Annotated in this window: 25 protein-coding genes; 8 read left to right on the top strand and 17 right to left on the bottom strand. The window is 73.4% G+C overall.

Annotated features, from left to right (window positions below; all coding sequences use genetic code 11):
• Nucleotides 1-21: 21 nt before the first annotated feature.
• Nucleotides 22-1,620 carry a peroxidase family protein gene (locus ACYU8I_RS10805; protein ID WP_460840508.1) on the top strand — a complete coding sequence of 533 codons (1,599 nt, stop codon included), beginning with the start codon at nucleotides 22-24 and terminating at the stop codon, nucleotides 1,618-1,620.
• Here ACYU8I_RS10805 and ACYU8I_RS10800 read toward each other — a convergent pair.
• A complete protein-coding gene (locus ACYU8I_RS10800) occupies nucleotides 1,580-2,482 on the bottom strand; it encodes a sulfite exporter TauE/SafE family protein (protein WP_460840506.1) in 903 nt (300 codons plus the stop codon). The two genes, ACYU8I_RS10805 and ACYU8I_RS10800, sit on opposite strands and share 41 nt — an antisense overlap.
• Before the next feature lie 95 nt (nucleotides 2,483-2,577).
• Between ACYU8I_RS10800 and ACYU8I_RS10795 the strand changes: the two genes are divergently transcribed.
• Nucleotides 2,578-4,074 carry an ABC1 kinase family protein gene (locus ACYU8I_RS10795; RefSeq protein ID WP_460840504.1) on the top strand — a complete coding sequence of 499 codons (1,497 nt, stop codon included), beginning with the start codon at nucleotides 2,578-2,580 and terminating at the stop codon, nucleotides 4,072-4,074.
• Here the strand turns inward: ACYU8I_RS10795 and ACYU8I_RS10790 are convergent.
• The 11 genes from ACYU8I_RS10790 to ACYU8I_RS10740 all read right to left on the bottom strand — a co-directional run bounded on the left by ACYU8I_RS10790 (nucleotide 4,071) and on the right by ACYU8I_RS10740 (nucleotide 14,721).
• The gene (locus tag ACYU8I_RS10790) at nucleotides 4,071-4,301 is read right to left on the bottom strand and encodes a hypothetical protein (RefSeq protein WP_460840502.1); all 231 of its coding nucleotides are present in this window, start codon (nucleotides 4,299-4,301) and stop codon (nucleotides 4,071-4,073) included. The genes ACYU8I_RS10795 and ACYU8I_RS10790 overlap by 4 nt on opposite strands.
• Nucleotides 4,298-5,284, bottom strand: a complete 987-nt coding sequence (locus tag ACYU8I_RS10785) for an LLM class F420-dependent oxidoreductase (RefSeq protein WP_460840500.1) — start codon at nucleotides 5,282-5,284, stop codon at nucleotides 4,298-4,300. The genes ACYU8I_RS10790 and ACYU8I_RS10785 overlap by 4 nt, the downstream gene beginning before the upstream one ends.
• Before the next feature lie 40 nt (nucleotides 5,285-5,324).
• Complete coding sequence (locus ACYU8I_RS10780) at nucleotides 5,325-6,053, bottom strand: hypothetical protein (RefSeq protein WP_460840498.1); 729 nt, start codon at nucleotides 6,051-6,053, stop codon at nucleotides 5,325-5,327.
• Nucleotides 6,054-6,119: 66 nt separating this feature from the next.
• Nucleotides 6,120-7,559, bottom strand: coding sequence for an ethanolamine permease (gene eat, locus ACYU8I_RS10775; RefSeq protein WP_460840496.1), 1,440 nt, complete (start codon nucleotides 7,557-7,559; stop codon nucleotides 6,120-6,122).
• Between the two features lie 51 nt (nucleotides 7,560-7,610).
• Nucleotides 7,611-8,576 (bottom strand): NADPH:quinone oxidoreductase family protein, encoded by a 966-nt coding sequence (locus ACYU8I_RS10770; RefSeq protein ID WP_460840494.1) that lies wholly within the window; start codon nucleotides 8,574-8,576, stop codon nucleotides 7,611-7,613.
• A gap of 20 nt (nucleotides 8,577-8,596) precedes the next feature.
• Nucleotides 8,597-9,826, bottom strand: coding sequence for a M15 family metallopeptidase (locus ACYU8I_RS10765; protein ID WP_460840492.1), 1,230 nt, complete (start codon nucleotides 9,824-9,826; stop codon nucleotides 8,597-8,599).
• Between the two features lie 60 nt (nucleotides 9,827-9,886).
• The gene (locus ACYU8I_RS10760; RefSeq protein WP_460840490.1) at nucleotides 9,887-10,711 is read right to left on the bottom strand and encodes an ABC transporter permease; all 825 of its coding nucleotides are present in this window, start codon (nucleotides 10,709-10,711) and stop codon (nucleotides 9,887-9,889) included.
• Nucleotides 10,708-11,724: an ATP-binding cassette domain-containing protein gene (locus ACYU8I_RS10755; protein WP_460840488.1), complete on the bottom strand. Its 1,017-nt coding sequence runs from the start codon at nucleotides 11,722-11,724 to the stop codon at nucleotides 10,708-10,710. Before ACYU8I_RS10755 ends, ACYU8I_RS10760 begins: the two co-directional genes overlap by 4 nt.
• A gap of 75 nt (nucleotides 11,725-11,799) precedes the next feature.
• Nucleotides 11,800-12,582: a thioesterase family protein gene (locus tag ACYU8I_RS10750; protein WP_460840485.1), complete on the bottom strand. Its 783-nt coding sequence runs from the start codon at nucleotides 12,580-12,582 to the stop codon at nucleotides 11,800-11,802.
• Nucleotides 12,579-13,160: a TetR family transcriptional regulator gene (locus ACYU8I_RS10745; protein ID WP_460840484.1), complete on the bottom strand. Its 582-nt coding sequence runs from the start codon at nucleotides 13,158-13,160 to the stop codon at nucleotides 12,579-12,581. The genes ACYU8I_RS10750 and ACYU8I_RS10745 overlap by 4 nt, the downstream gene beginning before the upstream one ends.
• Before the next feature lie 106 nt (nucleotides 13,161-13,266).
• On the bottom strand, nucleotides 13,267-14,721 hold the full coding sequence (locus tag ACYU8I_RS10740) for a fatty acid desaturase (protein ID WP_460840481.1): 1,455 nt from the start codon (nucleotides 14,719-14,721) through the stop codon (nucleotides 13,267-13,269).
• Between the two features lie 169 nt (nucleotides 14,722-14,890).
• Between ACYU8I_RS10740 and ACYU8I_RS10735 the strand changes: the two genes are divergently transcribed.
• On the top strand, nucleotides 14,891-15,712 hold the full coding sequence (locus ACYU8I_RS10735) for a phosphotransferase (protein WP_460840479.1): 822 nt from the start codon (nucleotides 14,891-14,893) through the stop codon (nucleotides 15,710-15,712).
• 65 nt (nucleotides 15,713-15,777) lie between these two features.
• On the opposite strand, the gene ACYU8I_RS10730 is transcribed toward ACYU8I_RS10735, so the two are convergent.
• Together ACYU8I_RS10730 and ACYU8I_RS10725 are read right to left on the bottom strand one after the other, a co-directional pair.
• Nucleotides 15,778-16,779: an alpha/beta hydrolase gene (locus ACYU8I_RS10730; protein WP_460840477.1), complete on the bottom strand. Its 1,002-nt coding sequence runs from the start codon at nucleotides 16,777-16,779 to the stop codon at nucleotides 15,778-15,780.
• On the bottom strand, nucleotides 16,776-18,269 hold the full coding sequence (locus tag ACYU8I_RS10725) for a flavin-containing monooxygenase (protein ID WP_460840475.1): 1,494 nt from the start codon (nucleotides 18,267-18,269) through the stop codon (nucleotides 16,776-16,778). Before ACYU8I_RS10725 ends, ACYU8I_RS10730 begins: the two co-directional genes overlap by 4 nt.
• A gap of 77 nt (nucleotides 18,270-18,346) precedes the next feature.
• On the opposite strand from ACYU8I_RS10725, the gene ppgK reads away from it, so the two are divergent.
• The 3 genes from ppgK (at nucleotide 18,347) to ACYU8I_RS10710 (ending at nucleotide 21,266) form a co-directional block, all read left to right on the top strand.
• Nucleotides 18,347-19,087, top strand: coding sequence for a polyphosphate--glucose phosphotransferase (gene ppgK, locus ACYU8I_RS10720; protein ID WP_460840473.1), 741 nt, complete (start codon nucleotides 18,347-18,349; stop codon nucleotides 19,085-19,087).
• Between the two features lie 79 nt (nucleotides 19,088-19,166).
• Complete coding sequence (locus tag ACYU8I_RS10715; RefSeq protein ID WP_460840472.1) at nucleotides 19,167-20,327, top strand: acyl-CoA dehydrogenase family protein; 1,161 nt, start codon at nucleotides 19,167-19,169, stop codon at nucleotides 20,325-20,327.
• 21 nt (nucleotides 20,328-20,348) lie between these two features.
• Complete coding sequence (locus ACYU8I_RS10710; protein ID WP_460840469.1) at nucleotides 20,349-21,266, top strand: oxidoreductase; 918 nt, start codon at nucleotides 20,349-20,351, stop codon at nucleotides 21,264-21,266.
• 10 nt (nucleotides 21,267-21,276) lie between these two features.
• On the opposite strand, the gene ACYU8I_RS10705 is transcribed toward ACYU8I_RS10710, so the two are convergent.
• The gene (locus ACYU8I_RS10705; protein ID WP_460840466.1) at nucleotides 21,277-22,290 is read right to left on the bottom strand and encodes a DUF2235 domain-containing protein; all 1,014 of its coding nucleotides are present in this window, start codon (nucleotides 22,288-22,290) and stop codon (nucleotides 21,277-21,279) included.
• 61 nt (nucleotides 22,291-22,351) lie between these two features.
• Between ACYU8I_RS10705 and ACYU8I_RS10700 the strand changes: the two genes are divergently transcribed.
• Both ACYU8I_RS10700 and ACYU8I_RS10695 read left to right on the top strand, forming a co-directional pair.
• Nucleotides 22,352-23,005 (top strand): DUF3105 domain-containing protein, encoded by a 654-nt coding sequence (locus ACYU8I_RS10700; RefSeq protein ID WP_460840464.1) that lies wholly within the window; start codon nucleotides 22,352-22,354, stop codon nucleotides 23,003-23,005.
• 2 nt (nucleotides 23,006-23,007) lie between these two features.
• On the top strand, nucleotides 23,008-23,619 hold the full coding sequence (locus tag ACYU8I_RS10695; protein ID WP_460840461.1) for a DUF305 domain-containing protein: 612 nt from the start codon (nucleotides 23,008-23,010) through the stop codon (nucleotides 23,617-23,619).
• Between the two features lie 4 nt (nucleotides 23,620-23,623).
• Here ACYU8I_RS10695 and ACYU8I_RS10690 read toward each other — a convergent pair whose 3' ends face one another.
• Together ACYU8I_RS10690 and ACYU8I_RS10685 are read right to left on the bottom strand one after the other, a co-directional pair.
• Complete coding sequence (locus tag ACYU8I_RS10690) at nucleotides 23,624-24,067, bottom strand: NUDIX domain-containing protein (RefSeq protein ID WP_460840459.1); 444 nt, start codon at nucleotides 24,065-24,067, stop codon at nucleotides 23,624-23,626.
• 23 nt (nucleotides 24,068-24,090) lie between these two features.
• The gene (locus tag ACYU8I_RS10685) at nucleotides 24,091-25,110 is read right to left on the bottom strand and encodes a DUF2235 domain-containing protein (RefSeq protein ID WP_460840457.1); all 1,020 of its coding nucleotides are present in this window, start codon (nucleotides 25,108-25,110) and stop codon (nucleotides 24,091-24,093) included.
• Nucleotides 25,111-25,131: the final 21 nt, after the last annotated feature.

Genomic DNA, 25,131 nt, shown 5'->3' with positions numbered 1-25,131 from the left:
GGCCCGGAGTAGACCCGGGACATGGGACAGCACCACGGCTCGGAGACCTTCTTCGTCGAGGGCGAGGGCGTGCTGAGCACGCAGCTCGGCGGACGCACCGGCGACGAGGGCGACACCCTCGCGACGCGGCGGGGAGCCCGCCGGCTCGAGGCCCGCGAGACGCCGCCGTTCCGCTTCTCCCGCGTCGGCCCGAAGGGCCAGGCGCTCCCGCTCCCCCTCGCGCGCAAGCTGGCCCGGGGCATGACGGTCGGGGGCGGCGGCACCGCCGGGTCGGTGCCCGCGGGCTACACCTACCTCGGCCAGTTCGTCGACCACGACCTCACGCTCGACAAGACCGCGCTGATGCCGGTGGGCGAGGTCGACCCCGCGACGCTGCTGAGCGGCCGCTCGCCGTCGCTCGACCTCGACAACCTCTACGGCGCCGGCCCGGGGAGCGACGGCTCGGCGCGCTTCTACGAGGCCGACGGCCAGCACCTGCGCGTCGGCGACACGAAGAAGGAGGGCGACCTGGGCGTCAAGCCCGGTCACGACCTGCCCCGCGCGGGCGGCACCGGCCCGAACGCCCGCCGCGCCGACATCCCCGACCTGCGCAACGACGAGAACCTCGCCGTCGCCCAGACCCACCTCGCCTTCATCCGGTTCCACAACAGGGTGCTCGACGCGCTCCCGGCGAGCGTGCCGGAGGGCCAGCGGTTCCGCCGGGCACGGCGTCGTACGACGCTGCACTACCAGTGGCTGCTGCGCCACGACTACCTGCCGCGCATCGTCGACCCGGCCGTCCTCGACGACGTCTGGACCAACGGTCGCCGGCTCGTGGAACCCGACGCGACGGCCATCAGCGTGCCGACGATGCCGGTGGAGTTCTCGGTCGCGGCCTTCCGGATGGGCCACAGCATGATCCGTGACACCTACAACTGGAACGCCGTCTTCGCCGATGGCGCGGGCTCGCTGGGCCTGCTCTTCGAGTTCTCCGGCACCAGCGGCGGGCTGGGCGGCTCCAAGCGTCTGGTCAGCAGCTGGATCGCCGACTGGCGTCGGATGTACGACTTCCCGGCCGGCGGCAAGCCGGGGCTCGCCGCCCCGGGCAGCGGCGTCAACCGCGCCATGCGCATCGACACCCGGCTGACCGACCCGCTCGCCTCCCTGCCGCCGGGCAGCTTCGGCGGCAGCGACGACACCCCGCCGATGCAGCACAACCTCGCCTTCCGCAACCTCGTGCGGGGCAGCCAGGTGCGGCTCGCGTCGGGGCAGCAGATGGTGACCCGCCTGGCCGCGCGCGGCGTCGACGTGACGCCGCTGACCAAGGCGCAGGTCGTGAACGGCAAGAACGGCGCCCGGCTCGACCACCTCACCGACGACGAGCGCGCAGCCGTCGCCAGCCGTACGCCGCTGTGGTTCTACGTGCTGCGGGAGGCCGAGCTCAACGGCGGCAGGATGACCGGCGTCGGGGCGCGCCTGGTCGCCGAGACCTTCCACCGCACCATGGAGGGCAGCCGCCACAGCATCGTGCGCGAGCCGGGCTGGAAGCCCGACCTCGGCCCCCGCAAGGGCACCTTCGAGATGACCGACCTGCTGTTCTTCACCTTCGGGGGGAAGCCGGGCCTGGCTCCGGTCGGCTGACGGCCTGCTTCCGCTCCTGCTGCCAGGCCCGCCAGGCCACGCGTGAGACCAGGGCGAGCCAGGCCACGATGAGCACCGCGTCGAGCCAGCCGGGCAGACCGCCGAGGGCGGCGACGATGGTGACGGCGTTGACCAGCATCACCAGGCCGCCGACCATCGCGCCCATCGGCGCGTGGGGCAGCCGGCCGGCGAGCCGCGCGGCGATCGGCGCCGCGATGACGCCACCGGTGATGAGCCCGGCCACCGGCAGCCACGGGATGTCCTGGTGCGAGACGCCGAGCACGAACCCGGTCGAGACCGAGACCGCGACCACGAACTCGGCGGCGTTGACGGTGCCGACGACGCGCCGCGGCTCGTGCCGCGTGACGGTCATCAGGCTGGGGGTGACCACCGGTCCCCAGCCGCCACCCCCGGTCGCGTCGACGAAGCCGCCGAGCAGGCCGATGGGCGAGAGCCAGCGAGCGGAGTCACCGTTGGCCGGGGTCGGGATGAGACGCAGGCCGAAGCCGAAGCGCGCCAGGATCACCGCGCCGAAGAAGAGCAGGAGACCGGCCATCCAGCCCTGGGCCGCCTCGAGGCTGATCGAGGTGAGCACGACGGCGCCGAGGAAGCCGCCGACGGCACCCGGCAGCGCCACACGCAGCAGCACCCGGCGGTCGACGTTGCCCTCGCGCCAGTGCGAGAGACCCGAGACCAGGGTGGTCGGCAGCTTGGCCGCGTGCGTCGCGGCACTGGCGGTCGCGGGCGCGACGCCGAGGGCGAGCAGCACCGTGGCCGAGGTGACCCCGAAGCCCATGCCGAGCGTGCCGTCGACCATCTGCGCCAGGCCGCCCGCGAGGGCGAAGGCCGCTACCAGCCACATGGGCCGCCACCCTAGGGGATCGGGTGGGGCGCCGACCGGCAGGGATCGGGGTACTGTCGGTGCACACCTGTCCACTCACGACACCTGGAGCCCGCATGCAGCAGCAGGACGCCGCCTCGATCGCCCGGCTGCGCGAGCTGGTCGCCGCCTCGACGCGGGTCGCCGCGGTGCCGGGGCTGCACGAGCAGGCCCGGGCCTGGCAGCGCGAGCTCCCCGCCGTACGACGCGACCTCGACCGGCAGGCGCGGCTGCTGGCCCGGCCCCGGCTGTGGCCCGACACCCTCGGCTCGCTGGCCGGCACCGCGGGCCGCGTCGCCCTGACCGCGGCGCCCGACGCCCCGCTCGCCCTGCTGACCGCCGCGGCCTCGGCATCGGGCCTGCCGATCGCCCCGCCGTCTTCGTCGCGCGGCACCATCGAGCGGGCCGAGCGGCTGGTGCGCGCGAGCGGGCCGGCGTACGTCAAGCTCGGGCAGTTCATCGCCTCCTCCCAGGGCCTGCTGCCCGGCCCGTGGGTGGAGGCCTTCGCCTGGTGCCGCGACGACGCGCCGACGCTGCCGCCCGGCGTCGCTCGCGCCGTGGTCGAGCGCGAGCTGGGGCCCGACGCGCTGGTCGACCTCGACGACGAGCCGCTGGCCGCCGGCTCGATCGGGCAGGTGCACACCGCCCGCATGCCCGACGGCACCCGCGTCGTGGTCAAGGTGCGCCGACCGGGGCTGCGCCGCAGGTTCGAGCGCGACATCGAGACGCTCTCGCTCGTGGTCGCGGGCGCCGACCGGTGGGTGCCCGCCGTGCGCAGCGCCAACCTGCCGGGCTTCGTCGAGCTGTTCGCCCACCTGTCGCTGCACGAGCTCGACTTCCGCCTCGAGGCCCTCAACGCCGTCGAGGCCGCGGCCGTCGTCGAGCACGCCGGCATCGACACCGTCACGGTGCCGCTGCCCGTGCCGGGCCTCGTCACCGAGCGGGTGCTGGTGATGCCCTTCGTCGACGGGGTGCCCTACGACCAGGTGCAGGAGGTCGACGGCGAGCTGCTGCTGCACACCGCGATCCACGCGGTCCTCGCGAGCACGTTGCTGTACGGCGTCTCGCACGGCGACCTGCACGCCGGCAACGTGCTGGTGCCGGCGCCCGACCGCTTCAACCTGCTCGACTACGGCATCTGCGCGCGTCTCGGCGCCGACCAGCGCACGTCGCTGATCCGCTACCTGGCGGCGTTCGCCACCTCCGACAGCGACGGGCAGGTCGACGCCCTGGTCGCGTTCGGGGCCTTCGAGGGTGCCGACCTCACCCGGCTGCGGCGCGAGCTGCGCGAGGAGGTCGAGGCGCTGGAGCGCCGCGACGACGGCGAGGTGACGTACGACAAGCTGGGCGTCACCCTGGGTCGGCTGCTGCGGGTCTTCGCCGCCAACCGCTTCACGATGCCGGCCGAGCTGGTGCTGTTCTTCAAGAACCTGCTCTACCTGTCGTCGTTCGCCTCGGCCGTGGGGCCCGAGGTCGACCTGCTCGACGCCGTGGTCGGCGTCGTCCTCGAGCTGGCCGAGGCGCACCCCGAGGAGTTCGCCGCGGCCGAGCTCGAGGAAGCGGCTGCCGGCTAGAGCAGCTGGGCGACGTCCTCGCGGCCGCCGCGCGACTCGATGTGCCGCACCAGCCGCTCGCGGGCGTCGGCGTCGACCTGCACGCCCGCCTCGGCCAGCGCCTCGTCGAGCTCGGTGCCGATCGTCTCGGTGGTGGCGGTCTCCTCGTAGGAGTTGACCCGGTCGTAGACCGCCTGCACGACCTCGACCTTGGGGTCCTGGCCGTCGGTCGCGTTCTGCTCGCTCATGCGCTCGCCTTCCTCAGCTTGTCCAGCAACGTCGGCGCCACCTCGGTGAGGAAGCGCTCCTGAGTGTCCCCACCGACCTGCACGAGGGCCACGTCGGTGAAGCCGGCCTCCCAGAACGGCCGTACCGACTCGACGATGGCGTCGAGGTCGGGGCCGCAGGGGATGTTGTCGGCGACGTCCTCGGGTCGCACGAACTGGGTCGCTCCGGCGAAGCCCGCCGTGGTCGGGAGGTCGGCGTTGACCGCCCACCCGCCCGCGAACCAGCGGAACTGCTCGTGCGCCCGCTCGACGGCCGTCTGCTCGTCGGGGTCCCAGCAGATCGGGATCTGGCCGACGGCGCGGGCCCCGGAGCCGATCCGCGGGGCGCCGTCGACGCCATTCCAGCTCGAGACGAGGTCGGCGTCGGGCTCGGTGGCGACGAGGTGGTCGGCCAGCGGGGCGAAGGTCTCGATCGCCCGGTCACCACCGACGGCCACCCCGATGTCGACGCCCTGCTCGGGCAGGTCCCAGACCCGCGCCGAGTCGACGGTGAAGTAGTCGCCGCGGTGGTCGACCAGCTCACCGGTGTGCAGTGCGCGGATGATCTCGATGGCCTCGCGCAGCATCGCCTGGCGGTGCTGGATCGCGGGCCAGCCGCGGCCGACGACGTGCTCGTTGAGGTTCTCGCCGCTGCCGAGGCCCAGCGTGAAGCGACCCTCGGCCAGGATCTGCACCGTCGCCGCCTGCTGCGCCACGACCGCCGGGTGGTAGCGCATCGTCGGGCAGGTCACGTAGGTCATCAGCCGTGAGGTCTCGGTGGCGTGGGCGACCGCGCCCAGCACCGACCAGGCGTACGGCGCGTGCCCCTGCGCGCTGAGCCACGGCGAGTAGTGGTCGCTCATCACCTGCAGGTCGAAGCCCGCCCGCTCGGCGAGCACCGCGTGCTCGACGAGCTCGCGTGGGTCAGCCTGCTCCGTCATCAGGGTGTAGCCGAAGTCGGTCACGCCGTCGGCTGTACCCCCGCCGAGGGGGCCTGAGACGGGGTCAGGAGCGGCGGCTCTCCTGGAGCACCGCCGTCACGGCCTCGCGCACGTCGCGGCCGGCCTCGACCGCCTCGACGAAGTCGCAGCGCACGTCCCAGCGCGCGGCCCCGGCGTAGAGCCGCAGCGTCACGCCGAACCGGTCGAGACCCAGCGCGCACACCCGCACCGTGTCGTCGAGCTCGCCCAGCACCCGCTCCGCGAGCGCCCGGACGGCGGGGGTGTGGCCCTGCTGCAGGTGGGGCAGCCAGCGGTGCTCCTGGGCGACGAAGGGCTCGGGCGCAGCGCGGCCGAAGTCGCCGACCTCGACGTCGTGCCAGTCGAGCCCCCGCCCGGGAGCCGCGGCGGCGGCGAGGCGCACCTCGCGCGGCACGATGCGGGCCAGCGCCGGCTCGGGGGCCTCGGGGTCGACCCCGCGGAGGTGGTCGACGAGACCCTGCGCACGGGGGCCGTCGTACGGCAGCAGCGTGCCGACCAGGCGCAGGTGCCACCGGAGCCGGTCGGGCTGAGGGACCGTCGAGACGTCGGTGACGGAGACGGTCACGACCTCGCCCGTGCGGGCGCCCTCGGGGGCGGCGACGAGCAGCACGCCCCCGGGGAGCACGACGTGGCGATCGAGCAGCATGGGCTCGGCGTCGACCCGGTCGGTCTCGAGCCAGAGGTCCTGGGCCACCGCGAGGATGCTGCGGGCACGCTGCGCGGCGGAGACGTGGCTCGTCGTCGTGGGCTGCATTAGGCAAGCCTAACCTTCACAGGCGCATCCGGCGAGGGGTCCAGGATGTGACCCCCGCGGCACTCCCTACTTCAGGTCCGACTCCGCGTCGGCCAGCGCCGCGAACTCCTCCTCCGGGGCGCTCGCGACCAGGTGGTGGCGCGAGTAGAACCAGAAGTAGGCGAGCGCAGCAACGAAGACGACCGCCGTGATGCCGGCGGCGAGGATGTCGACGAAGAAGGTCGCGACGACCGCCACCACGCTCAGCACCAGCGCGATCCCGGTCGTCACCGTGCCGCCGGGCGTGCGGTAGGCGCGCTCGAGGTCGGGCTCCTTGCGCCGCAGCACGATGTGGCTGAGGTTGAGCAGCACGTAGGAGACGGTCGCGCCGAAGACCGCGATGTTGATGAGCAGCGCGCCGTCGTCGGTGGCCGCGGCGAGCACGAAGCCGATGGTGCCGGGCACGATGAGCGCGACCCACGGGGTGTTGCGCGAGCCGGTCAGCGACAGCACCCGCGGCAGGTAGCCGGCGCGCGACAGCGCGAACAGCTGGCGCGAGTAGGCGTAGATGATGGAGAAGAAGCTCGCGACGAGCCCGGCGAGGCCCGCCCAGTTGACGAAGTCGGCGAGCAACGAGCCCTCGCCCCGCACCGCGCGGATCGCCTCCGGCAGCGGGTTGTCGCTCGCCCGGATGGTCTCGGAGCCGGCGGCGCCCGGCAGCACGAAGAGGATGAGCACCGCGAAGACGAGCAGCGTCAGCATCGCCGCGATGATGCCCTTGGGCATGTCGCGCTTGGGGTCGCTGGTCTCCTCCGCGGCGAGCGGCACGCCCTCGACCGCGAGGAAGAACCAGATGCCGTAGACGAGGGCGGCCACGACACCGGCGAAGCCCATCGGCAGGAAGTCGCTGGCGCCCGCAGCCCCGGTGGGCGCGATGTCGAACATGTTGGAGGCCGAGAACGACGGCAGCAGCCCGACGATCGCGGCGACCAGCGCCACCACGGCGACCGCGGTGATGGCGAACATCAGCTTCAGTGCCTCGCCGACGCCGTAGAGGTGGATGCCGATGAAGACGAGGTAGGCGACGAGGTAGATGGTCCAGAGCGGCGCGCCGCCGAAGAGCCCGAGCGCCTGCACGTAGCCGCCGATGAACACCGAGATGGCGGCCGGTGCGACGGCGTACTCGATGAGGACGGCGGTGCCGGTGGCGAACCCGCCGAGCGGGCCCAGGGCGCGGCGGGCGAAGCCGTAGCCGGCGCCCGCGACCGGCAGGGCCGACGACATCTCGGCCAGCCCGAAGACCATGCAGGTGTACATCACGCCCATGAGGACGGTGGCGATCATCAGCCCGCCCCAGCCGCCCTCGTCGAGGCCGAAGTTCCAGCCGGCGAAGTCGCCCGAGATGACGTAGCTGACGCCGAGGCCGGCCAGCAGCACCCACCCGGCGGCACCGGCCTTGAGCTTGCGCTGGGCGAGGTAGTCGTCGCCCACCTGCTGGTAGTCGACCTGCTTCTTGTCGCTCGTCATGTGCTGACTGTCGAGCCACTACCCCCGGTGGTCAAGCACCGGAGCCTCGCCTCAGAGCAGGACGACCGACTTGCCCAGGGTTGCCCGGTCCTGCATCTCGGCCAGCGCCCGTGCTGCGTCGTCGAGGGCGTACGTCGCCCCGACCGGCGGGCGCACGGCACCGGACTCCACGAGCGGCAGCAGCTCGTCCCACTGCTCGCGCATGAAGCCCGGTCGCACCATCGCGAAGGCACCCCAGCCGACCCCGCGCACGTCGATGTTGTTGAGCAGCAGCCGGTTGACCCTGACCTCGGGGATGCCCCCGGCCGCGAAGCCCACCACCAGCAGCCGGCCGAGGGGGGCCAGGCACCGCAGCGAGTCGGTCATCAGGTCGCCGCCGACGACGTCCATCACGACGTCGACCCCGCGGCCGCCGGTGAGCTCCTCGACTGCCTCGCGGAAGCCGTCGACCCGCACCACGTCGTCGGCGCCGGCGTCGCGGGCCACCTGCTCCTTGGCGTCGCTCGAGACCACCGCGATGCTCCGGGCGCCGAGCCCCTTCGCCACCTGGATGGTCGCGGTGCCGACGCCGCCCGCCGCCCCGTGCACCAGCACGCTCTGGCCCTCGCGCAGGTCGCCGCGGCGCACCAGCGCGAAGTGGGCGGTCAGGTAGTTCATCGGCATCGCCGCGCCCTCGGCGAAGGACAGCGCGTCGGGCAGCGCGAAGACGGCGTCGGTGCCGACCGCGACGAGCTCGGCGCCCGCGCCGTGCGGCAGCACGGCGGCGACACGGTCACCCGGGGCGAGCCCGGAGCCCTCGGGGGCGCTGCGCACCGTGCCGGCCAGGTCGACGCCGAGGGTGAACGGCAGCTCGGGACGCAGCTGGTACTCCCCACGCGTGAGCAGCAGGTCGGGGAAGGCGAGCCCGACGGCCGCGACCTCGACCAGCACCTCGCCGTCGCCCGGCGTCGGCTCGGGCACGTCGAGGACCTCCACGGCCTCGGGTCCGTCGGTCCTGGTCACCCGCAGCGCTCGCATGCGCCGAACCTAGCGGCCCCTCAGCCGGCCTTGACCAGCCGGGCGAGCTCGAAGTGCATGGGGTCGGTGTAGCCCCAGTCGCCACCCCAGGCGAAGCCCCACCGCTTGAAGATGGCGACGACGGTGCGGTCCATCTTGCCTGCGATGCCGCGGTAGTTGTCGGCGGCGTTGAGGTCGATGGCGGTGCCGAAGGTGTGGAACGACAGCCCCCGCGACGGGTCGCGGCCGATGAAGCGCGGCACGTAGCAGCCGTCGTAGGTGTAGATGGCCTTGGACAGCCCGGCCGCCACCACGTCGTCGAGGGCGGCCCGCAGCTGCGGCAGCATCACGCGATGGCCGGTGACGTTGCCGATGATCGGCATCGCCATGCTCGTGATGTTGGCCCTGACCCACGCCGGGTCGGGGTTGACGGTGCCGTCGGAGTTGGCGGTGTAGCTGAAGGAGCCGACGGCCGCCGAGACCGAGCCGCCGACGAGGATCGCGGTCTGGGCGGCACCGAGGTCGAGGTCGGGGCCGAGGATCTGGACGCTGGCGTCGTCGCCCGCGATGCCGGTGAGCTTCTTGCGGATGCTCTGCGGCGACGGCGCGCCCATGCCCAGCAGCAGCGCGTTGCGCTGCGTCATGCCGAGCTGCTCGGCCCACCGGGTGTTGACGACGGCGTCGATGCGGCGGGCGACGGTGGGGGGCAGCAGCCCCGCGAAGGCGCCGATGTGGATCTTCTGCGCGTCGGCCTCGTTGCCGATGCGGAGGTTGCCGTCGGAGTCCTGCAGCTTGCGGCCCAGCGCGGGCTCGACCGCGATCTCGCCGCCGGCGACGCGGTCCCACACCTCCTGGGTCTGGGCGGTGCCCGGCTGGGTGAAGCGGCGGAAGCTCGCCGGGTCGACGGCGGCGTAGGTGACCTGCCGGTCGTCGACGTAGAACGAGCCCATCGACATGGGCTCCACGACGCTGACGTCCTCGATCGCCTGGATCTGCTCGATGGCCCCGTCGGGCAGCGACTCCTGGCCGTAGACGAGCACGTCGGAGGACAGCAGCGGACCCTTGAGCGGGCCGGGCGGGTCGACCGCGAGGTCGGCGTCGGCGGCCACCGGGCTCTGGGCCCCACCGGGGCTCGCGCCCGCGGTGGTGCGGCCCTCGCCCTCGGTGCGGGTCGCCGTGGCGCCGCAGGCGGCACTGAGGCCACCCAGCCCGATCAGGCCCAGGACGTGGCGACGGTGCGGCAGGTGGCGCGGTGCGTGCTCGTCGCACATCGCCCTCGACCTCCCCGTCGTGTAGACCTCGGAAAGCCTAACCGGGACCCCCCGGAGCGGTCAGGCGTTCTCGCGACGGAAGACGGCGGTGCCCCACCACAGCGCGAGCCCGAACAGCACGACCGACCACGAGACGCCCCAGAGCAGCGCGTTGCCCGCCCACTCGCCGGCGAAGCTGCCACGGACGGCGTCGACGATCCAGCGGAACGGCATGAAGTCGCTGGCCCGCTGCAGCCAGGCCGGCCCCAGCGTCATCGGCAGCAGGATGCCCGAGAGCAGCAGCACCGGCATCATCACGACGTTGATGACCGGGGCCATCACGTCCTCGCTCTTGGTGGTCAGCGCCAGCGCGTTGGACGCCGCCGCGCAGGCGCCGCCGACGAGCAGCGTGATGAGCACGCCGCTCACGACCCCGCCGACGGTGGCACGCATGCCCATCGCGATGCCGAGACCGACCAGGATCACCGCCTGCACGAACAGCTGCGAGACGTCGCGCAGGAGCCGGCCCACGAGGAGCGCGGTGCGGCTGGCCGGGGTCACCCGCTCGGCCTCGATGACGCCCTCGCGCCACTCGCCGATGAGACCGAAGCCGGCGAAGAACGCCCCGAACATGCCGAGCTGCACCAGCAGGCCCGGCACCAGGAAGGTGTAGGCGTTGACGTCGGTGCCGAAGCTGGCCACCAGCGGCTCGAGCAGCGGCCCGAACAGCACGAGGTAGAGCACCGGCTGCATGATGCCGATGAAGACCCACGCGGGGTTGCGGAGGTTCATCCGGATCTGGCGGCGGAAGACGATGCCGCTGTCGCGGGCGAACGACGCGACCGGCGAGCGCCGGGTGGGCGTGGCCGCCGCGAGCGTGGTCGGACGGGATCGGACGGCGGTCATCGGGTGGCTCCTTCGAGCTCGGGCTCGGCCTGGCCGGGCGGTTGCTCGGACTGCTGCTCCGCGTCGCGCAGCGAGCGTCCGGTGAGGGTGAGGAAGACGTCGTCGAGGGTCGGGCGCGAGACCTCGATCGCCTCGAGCACGACGTCGCGGCGGTCGAGCTCGCGCACCAGGCCCGGCACCGCGCGACCGGCGCGCGCCACCCGCCCGCTGACCCGCAGCCCGTCGACGTCGACGGGCCCGGCGATCGCGCCCAGGGCCGCGGCGACCTCGCCCACCCGGCCGGCGTCGGCCACCTCGAGCTCCACGAGGTCGCCGGCGACGGCGGCCTTGAGGTTCTCCGCGGTGTCGGAGGCCACGATGCGGCCCGTGTCGATGATGACGATGCGGTCGGAGAGCGCGTCGGCCTCGTCGAGGTAGTGGGTGGTGAGGAAGACGGTCGCCCCGCGCTCGGTGCGCAGCCGGCCGATGTGCTCCCACAGGTTGGCGCGCGCCTGCGGGTCGAGGCCGGTCGTGGGCTCGTCGAGGACGACCAGCGTCGGGTCGTGGATGAGGCCCATGACGATGTCGAGGCGACGCTTCTGCCCGCCCGACATCTGCTTGGGGGTGTGCTGCCACAGCCCGGGGAGGTCGAGCTGCTCGAACAGCTCCTGGCCCCGGCGCACCGCGTCGGCGCGCGACATGCCGTAGAGCTGGCCGTGGTCGCTGACCTCGTCGCCGGCCCGTGCCTGCGAGTAGGCGCCGCCGGCCTGGCTGACGTAGCCGATGCTGCGGCGCACCTGCACCGCCTCGCGGACCACGTCGAAGCCCGCCACCGTGGCGCTGCCCAAGGTCGGCCGCAGCAGCGTCGTCAGCATGCGCAGCGTCGTGGTCTTGCCCGCGCCGTTGGGCCCGAGGAACCCGACGACCTCGCCCTCGGCGACGTCGAGGTCGACGCCGTCGACGGCGCGGACCTCGGTCTTGCTGCGTCCCTGCTTGGTGGTGAAGGTCTGCACCAGACCCCTGGCCTCGATCATGCGCTGCTCCTCGTCTCTCGGGACAGCAGACCACCGGCCACCGACAAAGTCATCGGTGTTTCACGGGCGCTCCGATCACGGCCGCACCGTGAGCACCTGCGAGCTCACCCCGACCGGGCCCACGACGTCGTGCACGACGCTCGTGGTCAGGCCGGTGCCGTCGGCCCCGAAGGTCACCGACGTGTCCAGGCCCACCCAGCCGTCCCGCAGGTCGGGCTCCCGGTGCAGGTGGGCGGTGAGGTCGAGGTTGGGGAACGCGACGGCGCGCGGGTCGGCGCGCACCGTCATGCCGTTGGCCACGTCGAGCAGCCCGCACAGCCGGGCGCGCGGGCCGACCTCCTCGCCCGCCAGGAGCGGCAGCGGCGTACGGACCCAGATGCGGGCGCGGCCCGGCTCGACCTGCTCGCGGCGCAGCTCGATCGAGGCGATGAACCCGCCCGGCCACACCGTGGTGGGGTCCCACGGCCCGGTGTCGGCCGGTGGTGGCAGCGGCGCCGTGGGCGTGCCGGCGACCGCGGCCGAGTCGCCCGGTCGCAGCAGCCAGGCGCGGAGCACCACGGCGGCGCGGCTCCCCGACGACAGCGTCGCCTGCACCAGCTCGATGGTGCGCCCCGGCCGCAGCACCTCGAGGGACACCTCGACCTCGCCGACGGGCATCACGCCGAGGATGTCGTACGACGCCCGCCCCAGCACGAGGGCGTCGGCACCCCGGCGGTGCTCGGCGTCGCGCCCGACCAGGTGCGCGAGCAGCCCGAGCGACGGCGCCACGTGCTGCTCGTCGGTGCGCCACGCACCGCCGACGTGCTCGGTGGCCCGGAAGCGGTCGTCGCCGAGCCGCTCGAAGTAGGCGTGGGTCACTGACCCTCGAGCACCCGGGCGGCGATCCAGGCGATCGTCGCCGCGGTCTCCTGCGGCGTGCCCGAGGGCTGCATGATGTGGCTGAGCACGAGCCGGATGACCATCTCGATGAGCAGCTCGAGCCGGTCAGGCGGCAGCGGCACGTCGTAGCGGTCGACGTGCTCGCCGACGACCTGGCCGGCGGCGGTCAGCAGCATCGCGGACTGCGTCGTGAGCAGCGGCAGCAGCTCGGAGTCGGCGCCCTGGCTGCTGCGCACGACAGCGTGCAGCAGCGGGTCGGAGGTCGCGAGCTCGAGCACGTTGACGGCCGCGGCCTCGATGGCGGCCACGAGGTCGCGCGGGTTGTCGGCGAACGCGCTGTCGACGCGCTCGAGGAAGAGCTCGAGCTCGCGCATCACCATGGCCTCGGCGAGCTGCGGCTTGCCGCCGATCTCGTTGTAGACGGTCTGGCGGCTGACGCCGACGAGGTCGGCCAGCTTGGCCATCGTCAGGGCGTTCCAGCCGTGCTCGGTGGTGAAGCCCGCCGCCGCCTCGAGCAGCCGGTCGCGCTGGGAGACCGGGGCGAGGAGCGGGCGCATGGTGCCCAGCCTAAGCAGCCGACGAAGGCCGAGCCCGTCGAGACCCTTCACGGGTCCCGGCGGGCTCGGCCGGCGTCCGTCGATCACGCGGTGACCACCCGAAGCGTCACCGCACGAGACGGGCGGGGTCGACCGGGACGAAGTCGACCTTCTCCCGGACGCCGCAGTCGGGGCAGCACCAGGAGTCGGGGATCTCCGACCAGGCGGTGCCGGCGGCGAAGCCCTCGTGCTCGTCGCCCGCCTCGACCTCGTAGACGTACTCGCAGCCGGGGCACCGGGCGGCCAGCACCTCGCCGGCGAAGTCCTGCGCCGAGAGGTCCTCGAGCACCTCGGCCTGCGCGGGCGCCGCGGCGCCGTACCGGGCCAGCACCTTCTCGCGCTTCGGCGGGTGGATGTTGGCGCGGGTGACGTCGCCGTCGAAGTGGGCGAGCACGCGGGGGTCCATCACGCGGCGCCACACCGGGGGCACCAGGGCGAGCACGATCATGCCGGCGTACCCAGTGGGGAGCACCGGGCTCTCCTCGAAGTCGCGCAGCGCCTGGTAGCGACGGGTGGGGTTGGCGTGGTGGTCGCTGTGGCGCTGCAGGTGGTAGAGCAGCACGTTGGTCGCGATGTTGTTGGAGTTCCAGCTGTGGCTGGGGTCGACGCGCTCGTAGCGCTGGCGCTCGGCGTTGCCGACCTTCTGCCGGAGCATGCCGTAGTGCTCCATGTAGTTGACGACCTCGAGCAGCGAGAAGCCGACGACGGCCTGGAGCACGAGGAACGGCAGCACGTACGGGCCGAGCACCGCGACCATGACGCCGAAGAGCACCGCCGACATCACCCACGCGTTGAGCACGTCGTTGCCGGGCTGGAACGGGTGCTTGCCCTGGCGGGCGTAGCGCTTCTTCTCCAGGCTCCACGCGCTCCGGAAGGAGCCGGAGACCGTGCGGGGCCAGAACGCGTAGAAGGTCTCGCCGAGCCGGCTGCTCGCGGGGTCATCGGGGGTCGCGACGCGCACGTGGTGGCCGCGGTTGTGCTCGATGTAGAAGTGGCCGTAGAAGCTCTGCGCCAGCGCGATCTTGGACAGCCAGCGCTCGTGGCTCTCCTTCTTGTGACCGAGCTCGTGGGCGGTGTTGATGCCGATGCCGCCGATGCAGCCGATCGAGATCGCCGCCCCGACCTGGCCCCAGATGCTCAGCGGCTGAACGCCGAGCCACTCGGGCTTGGCGATCCAGGTCATGGCGACGACGAAGCCGGCGTACTGGATCGGCAGGTAGGCGTAGGTCACCCAGCGGTAGTAGCGGTCGTTCTCCAGCGCCTCGATGACGTCGTCGGGCGGGTTGGACCGGTCGAGCCCGGCGACGAGATCGATCGCGGGCACGATCACGAGGATCACCAGCGGCCCGATCCAGACCCAGAACGTCCAGCCGGTCAGCTGGTAGCCGGCGAAGGCCACCGCCGCCAGCGACGGGACCACGAGGCCGATCAGCCACAGGTAGCGCTTCTTGTCGGTCCAGGTCGCCTCGGAGCCCGCAGGCACCGTGGAGTTCGCGACCCGGTCGCTCGTCGTGCCGGCCATGACCACTCCTCTCGCTTGACATTCATCGGTGAGATGTCAAAGGAATGGACAGGACCGTAGCCTTTGTAAAGAGCGATTGACAACCGTCTCGCAGATCTAAAGTAGTGTGTCCCACGTCACCGTTTCAGCCCCGGTCGTGTGGTCGGACCGCCTCGTAAGCGGGGCGCCGGTGGTGGAGCTGCTCTGGGAGCTTGGCGACGCGCACGCCGTCCTGCGCGACCGCTTCGGACTCCCCGGAGCTGCTGCAGCGGAGTCGTGGGTCCGCTCGACCGTCGAGACGGCGTGGGGCGTCGACGCGGGAGCGCTCACGCGACTGGTCCTCAGCGACCGCAACGCGCTGGCCTGGACGACCGGACCCGAGGGCGACGGGCTGCTCGTCAAGCGGTGCGTCGACCCGAGCCGCTTCGCGCGCCTCGACGCCGTCGCCCGCTTGGTCGCGGCGGTGGCGCGCAGTGGCGTACCCGTGTCAGCACCGGTCATGGCGCTCGAAGGGTCGCCCCAGGTGTGCGTCGGCGACGCCCGGGTGGTCTCGTCCGAGCGCCTGCGCTCCTGGTCCTCCGTCGCGCGTCCTCACCTACCCCCGGGCGGCAGTCGGGCGCTCCACGACCTCGTCGGCCGGTTGCCCGACGATCCGCTCCCGGTGCAGCCGCTGCACGGTGACTACCGCGCGGCCAACGTGCTCTGCTCCGAGGGCCGGGTCGCCGCGGTCATCGACTTCGAGGAGGCTCACCTCGGCGCCTGGCTCGAGGAGGCCGCCCGCTCCGCCGTCGTGCTCGGCACCAGGTTCCGCGACTGGGGCCCGGTCGGTCCGGAGGTGCGCACCGCGTTCTGCGACGGCTACGCCTCGGGCCGCCCGCTCACCCGGCAGGACCACGCGTGGTGGGACGCCCTCGAGCTCTGGCACTCGCTGGCCATGGTCCCGGTGGGCGACGACCCCACCGGGTGGGGCGTCGCCGCCGAGGAGCAGCTGGCGGCCCACGAACGCGGCTGAGGCTGTCCCGGTGCCTCTGGTCCGCGGATCACTCGCACCAGGCACGAGCGATCCGCGGACGGGACTCAGGCGCCGACGAGACCCTGAGCGCGCAGCCAGGCGTCGACCGCGTCGTACGCCGCCTCGCGAGCGGGCTGGCGGGACAAGAAGACGTCGTGGCGGGCGCCCGGGACGGGCTTGACCCAGGTCTCGCCCCCGATGCACCCGGCCCACCGCTGGATCTGCTTGACGTCGAGGACGAGGTCGGCGGCGTCGGACTCCTCGGAGTAGCGCTGGGAGAAGCGGGTCGCGTCGGAGCGCAGCACCAGCGCGGGCACGTCGAGCTCGAGGCCGCGGTGGAAGCGGCTGTGACCGCGGCGCACGGCGTTGAGCCAGCCGACCGTGACGGGGAAGCCGTCGATGGGCTTGAGGGCGACGTCGAAGTCCCACTCGCCGGTGCCGGAGGTGTGCAGCGTCTTGCCGTAGACCCCGAGCGGCAGCGGCAGCACCCGGAAGGGCTGCACCTTGCCGAAGACGCGCAGCGCCTGGGTGATCGGGCCGCGCTGGGCGTCGCTGCCCTGCAGGTCGAACCACGGGCTGTTGAGCACCAGCCCGGCCACCCCGGCGTCGAGGCCACGGTCGACGCGGCGACGCAGCCACAGCGGGAGCATCAGGCCACCGGTGGAGTGGGCCGAGGCCACCACGGGCACGCCGGGGTGCTCCGCGCCGATCAGGTCGAGCGCGGCGTCGAGCTCCTCGTCGCACAGCGCGAGGTCGCTGACGAAGTGGGCCGTCTGCCCCTCGGCGCGGGCCCGGCCGCACTTGCGCAGGTCGAGGGCGTAGAACGCGAGCCCGCGCTCGGCGAAGAAGTCGGCCAGCGCGACCTGGAAGAAGTAGTCGGAGAACCCGTGCACGTAGAGCACGGCGCCGCTGACCTGCTCGCCCTCGCGCACCGTGCGGCGCACGAGCACGGCCTGCACCTCGCCCTCGCCGTCGGGGTCGGCGCCGAGCTCGAGCACCCGCTGCTCGTAGCCGTCACCGAGCAGGTCGGGGGCCCAGGAGTCCGACCAGGCGTCGGGCCGGCTCACGCGACCTCCTCCTGGTCGCGGCGCGAGCCGCGCAGCGACGCCGCCGGCACCAGGCGCAGCTCGCGGGCGACGTCGCCGCCCAGCGTCTGGCGCCGGTCGATCGGGTAGCTCTGCGTGATCAGCCACGGCTTGCGGTGCCCCTGCTGCGGCAGCTGGCCCTCGGCCCGCTTGATGTAGCCGGAGTCGAGGTCGAGCAGCGGCTTCGGGCGCAGCTCGCCGTCGGGCTCGGGCACGGCGTACGCCGCGTCGCGCTCGCGCATCAGGTTGAGCACCCGCGTGACGAGCACGTTGGTCACGTCGGCGCGCAGGGTCCACGAGGCGTTGGCGTAGCCGATGATGCGCGCGTAGTTGGGCAGGTTGGTCAGCATCGCGCCGCGCCACAGGAACTGCCGGCCGAGGTCGACCTCCTCGCCGTCGACGGAGATGTCCATGCCGCCGGCCACGTCGAAGCGCAGCCCGGTCGCCGTGACCACGACGTCGGCCTCGAGCAGCCGCCCCGACGACAGCCGCACGCCCTCGGGCACGAAGGTGTCGATGGTGTCGGTGACGACCTCGGCGTCGCCGCGCTTGATCGCGCGGAAGAGGTCGCCGTCGGGCACCACGCACAGCCGCTGGTCCCACGGGTCGTACGGCGGCGAGAAGGCGTCGCCGGCGCCCGCGTTGCCGAGGTGGCGGGCCACCCCGGAGGCGAGGATCTTCTTGCCGAGCTCGGGGAAGCGCCGCAGGAAGGCGTAGGTGCCGGCCTGGTAGGCGACGTTCTTGGCGCGGATCGCGCGGTAGGCGAGCATCTCGGGCAGCGCCTTCTGCAGCAGCCCGGCGATCTTGTCGTGCCGCGGCAGCGCGGCGACGTACGTCGGCGTGCGCTGCAGCATCGTGACGTGCTCGGCGTCGCCCGCGACCGACGGCACGATCGTCACGGCGGTGGCGCCCGAGCCGACCACGACGACCTTCTTCCCGGTGACGGAGAGGTCCTCGGGCCAGAACTGCGGGTGCACGACCTGCCCGGCGAAGTCGTCGATGCCGGTCAGCTGCGCGTCGTGCGGGTCGTCGTAGCTGTAGTAGCCGTGGGCGGCGACCACGAAGTCGCAGGTCAGCTCGCGTCGACCGGCCGCGGTGTCGAGGCCGAGGGTCCAGCGCCCCGTGCCGGTGTCGAAGTCGGCCGCGACGACCTTCACGCCGTACCGGACGTGCTGGTCGATGCCGAGCTCGGCGGCGGTGTCCTTGACGTACTGCAGGATCCCGGGGCCGTCGGCCAGCGCCTGGTTGCCCTTCCACGGCCGGAAGGTGAAGCCGAAGGTGAAGATGTCGGAGTCGGAGCGCACGCCGGGGTAGCGGAACAGGTCCCACGTGCCGCCCATCGACTCGCGCGACTCGAGGATCAGGTAGTCGCGGTCGGGACACTCGGTCTGCAACCGGTAGCCGGCACCGATGCCGGAGAGGCCGGCGCCGATCACCACGACGTCGGTGTGGTCGGGGAGTTCTGTGCTCACCCGATGCAGTGTGACCGACGTGGCTACCGCTGAGTAGGGCGACGGCCACATCGCTGCGTCCCGATAGGTTGTGGCGCATGACACAGCCCATCGGCATCGACTTCGGCGGCAGCGGCATCAAGGCCGCGCCGGTCGACCTCGCGACCGGCGAGTTCGCCGCCGAGCGCGAGCGGATCGAGACGCCCGAGGAGTCCACTCCGAAGGCCGTGGCCAAGGTGATGGCCGAGCTGCTGTCGCGCTTCGACGACGCGACGTCGCCCGTCGGCGTGACCATCCCCGGGGTGGTGCGCAACGGCGTGGTCGGCTCGGCCGCCAACATCGACAAGGGCTGGATCGGCACCGACGCCGACGACCTGCTCACCCAGAAGCTCGGCCGCGAGGTGCACTGCCTCAACGACGCCGACGCCGCCGGGCTGGCCGAGGCGCGGTACGGCGTCGCCCGCGGCCGCACCGGGCTGACCATCGTCACCACCCTCGGCACCGGCATCGGCTCGGCCTTCCTGCACGACGGCGTGCTGGTGCCGAACACCGAGCTGGGCCACCTCGAGATCGACGGTCACGACGCCGAGTCGAAGGCCGCCAACTCCGCCCGCAAGCGCGAGGACCTCTCGTGGGAGGAGTGGGCAGAGCGGCTGACGACCTACTACCAGACGGTCGAGAAGCTGTTCTCCCCCGACCTCATCGTCGTCGGCGGCGGCGTCAGCAAGCACGCGGCGGAGTTCATCCACCTCATCGAGATCCGGACCGAGATCATCTCGGCCACGCTGCGCAACACCGCCGGCATCGTCGGCGCCGCCTGCTTGGCGGCCGAGCGCTGACACCCCGGGCGGACGTCGGCGCCGTCGACGCACAGACGCCGCCTGGGGACGCCCTGCGATCCCGGCTACGGTCGGAGCCATGCCTGCGACCCGTGTGCTGCCCGACGAGGAGTCGACCGCGCTGCTCCGGCTGACGCGCGACCTGTGCGAGGGCGAGCTGCTCCCCCGGGTCGCCGAGGCGGAGGCCACCGAGACCTTCCCGCGCGAGGTGTTCCGCACCCTCGGCAAGGCCGGCCTCCTCGGGCTGCCGTACGACGAGGAGCTCGGGGGCGGCGGCGTGTCCTACGAGGTCTACCTGCAGGTGCTGGAGGAGATCGCCAGCGTGTGGGCCAGCGTCGGCGTGGGGGTCAGCGTGCACGCGCTGTCGTGCTTCGGCCTCGCCACCCGCGGCACCGACGAGCAGCGGCAGCGGTGGCTGCCCGAGATGCTCGGCGGCGAGCTGCTCGGGGCCTACTGCCTCTCCGAGCCGCAGGCGGGCTCCGACCCCAACGGCATGCGCACCCGGGCGGTGCGCGACGGCGACGACTACGTCGTCACCGGCACGAAGGCGTGGACCACCCACGGCGGCCACGCCGACTTCTACAAGCTCATGGCCCGCACCGACGCCGGCATCACCTGCTTCCTGGTGCCGGCCGACACACCGGGCCTCGAGGTCGACCCGCCCGAGCGCAAGATGGGCCTGACGGGCTCGGCCACGGCCACGATGCGCTTCGAGGCTGCCCGCGTCCCGGCGGAGCGCCGCCTCGGCGAGGAGGGCGACGGGCTCAAGATCGCGCTCGCCGGCCTCGACGCGGGCCGGCTCGGCATCGCCGCGGTCGCGGTGGGCCTCGCGCAGGGCGCGGTCGACCACGCTGTCGCCTACGCCCGGGAGCGCGAGCAGTTCGGCCGCCGCATCATCGACTTCCAGGGGCTGGCGTTCCTGCTGGCCGACATGGAGGCCGCGGTGCTGGGCGCGCGAGCGGCGTACCTGCACGCGGCGCGGCTCAAGGACCGCGGCCTGCCCTTCTCGCGCGAGGCCAGCGTGGCCAAGCTCGTCGCGACGGACGCCGCGATGAAGGTCACGACCGACGCGGTCCAGGTGCTGGGGGGGTACGGCTACACCAAGGACTTCCCGGTCGAGCGCTTCATGCGCGAGGCCAAGGTGATGCAGATCTTCGAGGGCACCAACCAGATCCAGCGGCTCGTCATCGCGCGCTCGCTGGCGAAGGGCGGCACCGGAGCCCTGCACACCGCCCCCTGACCACCCCTGACAGGAGCACCCGTGACCACTCCCGAGCTCGCCCGCTTCGGCCCCGACGACCTGCCCGACCTCACCGGCCGCCGCGTCGTCGTCACCGGCGCCAACTCCGGCATCGGCTTCCACGCCGCCCAGGCGCTCGCCGCCCACGGCGCCGAGGTGACGATCGCCTGCCGCAGCCTGGACAAGGGCCGCGAGGCGCAGGGAAGGATGAGCGGCACGGTCGACGTCGCCGAGCTCGACCTGGCCTCCCTGGCCTCCGTGGAGGCGTTCGCCGACGCGTGGTCGGGCCCGCTCGACCTCCTCGTCGGCAACGCCGGCGTGATGACCCCGCCGCGCTACCGCGAGACCGCCGACGGCTTCGAGCTGCAGTTCGGCACCAACCACCTCGGCCACGTCGCGCTCACCGCCCGGCTGCTGCCGCACCTGCGCGAGGCCGAGGCGCCGCGCGTCGTGGCCGTGTCGTCCATCGCCCACCACCGGGGCGACGCCAGCGTGCTCGGCGGCAACGAGGACGCCGGCAGCTACTCCGCGTCCAAGGCCTACGGCAACTCCAAGCTCGCCAACCTGCTCTTCGCCTTCGAGCTGCAGCGCCGCGCGGAGGCCGCAGGCGTGCCGCTGACGGTCACCGCCTGCCACCCCGGCGTGTCCAGCACCGGCCTCGTCAGCTCGCCCGACGGGCTCGGCGCGCTGCCGGTCGTCAAGCACGTCCTGCCCCTGGTCACCAAGGTGGCCGCGCAGTCGTCGGCGGCCGGGGCCAACCCGACGCTGTGGGCGGCCACCTACGCCGAGCCGGCGTCGTACACCGGACCGACGGGGGTGGGCGAGACCCGCGGCCGGCTGGGCCGCGCCCGGCTCAGCCGCGCCGCCCGCGACACCGACCTCGCCGCGCGGCTGTGGGAGGTCTCGGAGCAGAAGACGGGCGTGCCCTTCCGCTGGTGAGCCGGGCTCGCTAGAGCTCCAGCACCCGGCCGCCGCCCGCGAGGTAGGCGCGCAGGTTGGGCGGGTCGTAGCCGAGCCCGGCGTCGCGCAGCTCGACGGCGCTCTCGGCGACCGACTCCTCGGCGCGGTCGACGACGCCGATGCGGCGTACCAGCCGTGGCAGCAACCGGAACACCCCCGACGGCGACGGCCCCGGCACCACCCGCGACCACGCCGGGTCGCGCGGGTCGAGGTCGGCGGTGAGCTCGAGCCCCAGCGCGACGGCACGCGAGGCCATCCACCACAGCGTGAGCTCGGAGAGGCCGCTGGGGTCGTGGCCGCCGACGTCCTCGTGGGCCCCGGCGAACCACACCTGCTCGATGCGCTGCCCCGGCGCGTCGCGCTCGGACTGCCACAACGTCGGGCGGAAGGCACGGCGCCGCTCGTCGACCGCGACCACGTGCACCCCGTTGCGCACCCGCCGCGAGAGCTGCACGTCGTGGAAGGAGTAGCGCCGACGGACCCAGTGGCCCAGCCCCGGGACGACGACCGGGATGCCGAGGGCGCCGACGGTGTCCCAGACCCCGACCAGCTCGACGTCGGTCTCGACGGCGTAGCGCGCGCGCCACGCCACCGCCGCCGGGTCGTCCGGGTGCGTGTCGTCGCGGTAGAGGTCGTAGGCCTCCCGCACCCGGTCGCGGTGCTCGGGGCGCAGCACGCCCGCCATCCGGACCAGCCCGGCGACGCTGCGGGCGGTGTAGGCGCCGCGGCTGAACCCCAGCAGCTGGATCGCGTCGCCCGGCTCGAAGCCGTCGACGAGCCAGGCGTACGCCGCCATGACGTTCTGCGAGAGCCCGTAGCCCGTGAGCCCGCCGAGCAGCCGCTCGCCCCACCGGGTGCCGACCCCCGGCACGTAGTGCTTGCGCTGCTCGACCGGTCCGGTGCCGGGCACCGCGACCAGGTCGTGCAGCCGCAGCACGTTGGTGCGTCGGCCGATCCCGCGGGCGCTCCAGGTGCCGTCGCAGCTGACCACGAGTCGCTTCACGGGCTCATCGTGCCCGGATCAGCCGACAACCGTTCACCACCGGCCTGCCAGAATCCGGGCCATGGCCACAGGCTCGCGCAAGGACGCCGAACGCACCCGCCGCGAGCGGGCCGAGCAGGCCCGCAAGGCCACCCAGCGCGGTGAGCGCCGCCGCGGGCTGCTGATCTGGGGCGGCGTGGGCCTGGCGCTGGTGCTCATCGCCGGCGCCGTCGCCTGGGGCCTGCGCTCCCAGAGCCAGGAGCGGGCGGCGTTCGCCGACCGCGTCGAGGAGTACGACGAGGTCGACGGCGTGCACGTCACGTCGCCGGTCGAGTACGACGCCTCCCCGCCCGTCGGCGGCAAGCACAACCCGGCCTGGCTCAACTGCGGCGTCTACGACGAGCCGGTGCCCGACGAGAACGCCGTGCACTCCCTCGAGCACGGCGCCGTGTGGGTGACCTACGACCCCGACCTGCCGGCCGCCGACGTCGAGCGGCTCGAGTCGGTCATGCCGCCCACCTACGCCATCCTCTCGCCGTACGAGGGCGAGATGCCGGGCCCCGTCGTCGCCTCGTCCTGGGGTCGCCAGATCGTGCTCGAGGGTGCCGACGACCCGGCGCTCGAGCAGTACCTGCGCGAGTACTCCGGCAGCTCCGACGTGCCCGAGCCCGGCGCGCTGTGCACGTCGGGCACCGACGTCGCCACGCCGCTCGACGGCGAGCCGGTCGCCGGCTGATCGTGGCACGGCTCCGCGCACCCCTCCTCGTCGTCCTGGTCGCCGCCGCGATCGGGCTCGCCGTGCTCGCCGGGGCGCGGCTGGCCGGGCCCGACGCGCCGGCCGACGACAGCGTCGACGCCGGTTTCCTGCGCGACATGCAGGTCCACCACGCCCAGGCGGTCGAGATGTCGGTGCTGGTGCGCGACCGCACCGACGACGAGCGGGTGCGGGGCATGGCCCTCGACATCGCCCTCGGCCAGCAGCAGCAGATGGGCCAGATGTACGCCCTGCTCGGCTCCTGGGACCTCTCGCAGCAGCCCGCAGCCGGTGAGCAGATGGCCTGGATGTCGGGTCACTCGGGCCACAGCATGGCGATGGGGTCCGACGGCCTCATGCCCGGCATGGCCACCGACGACCAGCTCGACGAGCTCCGCGCCGCCTCCGGCGAGGAGGCCGAGCGCCTCTGGCTCGGGCTGATGATCACCCACCACGAGGCCGGGGTCGAGATGGCCGAGGCCGGCGAGGAGCTCGCCGACGACGACCAGGTGCGCCGCCTCGCCTCGTCGATGGCGATGGCGCAGACCGCCGAGACCCGCACGATGCAGGAGATGCTCGCCGACCGCACGCGGTGACGGCTCAGCGCAGCGACCCGACCAGCTCGGGCCAGTCGCGGGCGAGGTCGCGCTGCAGCCGGTCGCGCAGCGCCGACACCTCGTCGAGGGCGAGCCAGCGGTGCTCGGCGACCTCCCAGGAGCGGTGGTCGGGCAGCTCGGTGGTCGTGGTGGTGGCGAGCACGTAGGTGTAGCTCCACCGCGGGTGCACCAGCCCCGGTCGCGTGCCGGTGACGGTCACCTCGGCCGGGTCGAGGCCCACCTCCTCCGCCGCCTCGCGCAGCGCGCCCTGCTCGACGCTCTCGCCGCGCTCGAGCGCCCCTCCCGGCAGCGCCCAGGTGCCCGGGCTCAGCACCCGCCCCGACCGCAGCTGCAGCAGCACCCGGTCGTGGTCGGGCGTGGTCAGCAGCAGCCCGGCCGCGCCGTACCGACCCCAGTGGGTGTGGGAGCCGCAGCGCACGAAGGACATGGCGGGGTGGTACCCAGCCAGGGTCAGAGGTCGAGCACGGTGCCGCCGGCGTCGAGGTAGCGCCGCAGCTGGGGCGGGGCGTAGTCGGGGAACGACCGCCCGCGCTCGGCGGCGTACCGCGTCACCGACTCGGTGCGCCGGTCGACGGCGCCGATCTCGCGGTCGACGGCCCGCAGGAAGCGGAAGAGGGAGGAGCGGGAGTCGTGCACCCGACCGCGGGTCCAGGCGGGGTCGGGCGGTCCGGGCGGGACGGTGAGGGCGAGGCCGCACGAGGCCAGCCGGCTCGCCATCCACCACAGCGCGAGGTCGGCGAGGTCGCGGTCGGCGTACCCGCCGCCGACGTCGCTGTGGGCGCCGCTGAACCACACCTGCTCGACCCGTTGCGAGGCCGGGGCGTCGTCGCGCCGGGACCACAGGGTGGGCACGAAGCTGCCGCGGCGCTCGTCGATCGCGACGGCGTGGAAGGCGTTGTCGACCCACGACGACAGCTCGGTGTCGTGGAACTGGTAGCGCTGGTTGAGCCGACTCAGCAGCGGCACCGTCGTCGGCACGCCGAGCGCCCCGACGGTGTCCCAGACGCCGACGCACCGGACCCGGGTCTCGTGGGCGTGCGCCGCCCGGAAGGCGGTCGGCTCCGCGTCGGCCGGGCGCACGTCGTCGCGGCGGTAGAGCGCGTACGCCTCGTCGACCCGGCGCGCCTCGTCGCGGCGCAGCACGCCGGCCTTGCGGACCAGCCCGACCAGGCTGCGCGCGGTGAAGGCGCCGCGGCTGAAGCCGACGGCGTAGATCTCGTCGCCGGGCTCGAAGCTCTCGACCAGCCAGGCGTACGCCGCCCGCACGTTGCGCGAGAGCCCCGCACCGGTCAGGCCGCCCACGATCCGCTCGGCGCGCTTGGTGCCGACGCCGGCGAGGTAGTGACTGCGCTGCTCGGTGCCGTCGGGCCCGCGCGACGCGACCCGCGCGCACAGCCGCTGCACGTTGGTCGCCTGCCCCTCGCCCGCGGCGTTCCAGGTGCCGTCGCAGCACACCACCAGTCGCTTCACCAGCCGAGCGTCGCCCCTGGA

The organism is Nocardioides marmoraquaticus, assembly GCF_054777915.1.
The sequence above is the reverse complement of the archived record's forward strand: the minus strand, read 5'-3'. Positions and strand labels throughout refer to the sequence as shown.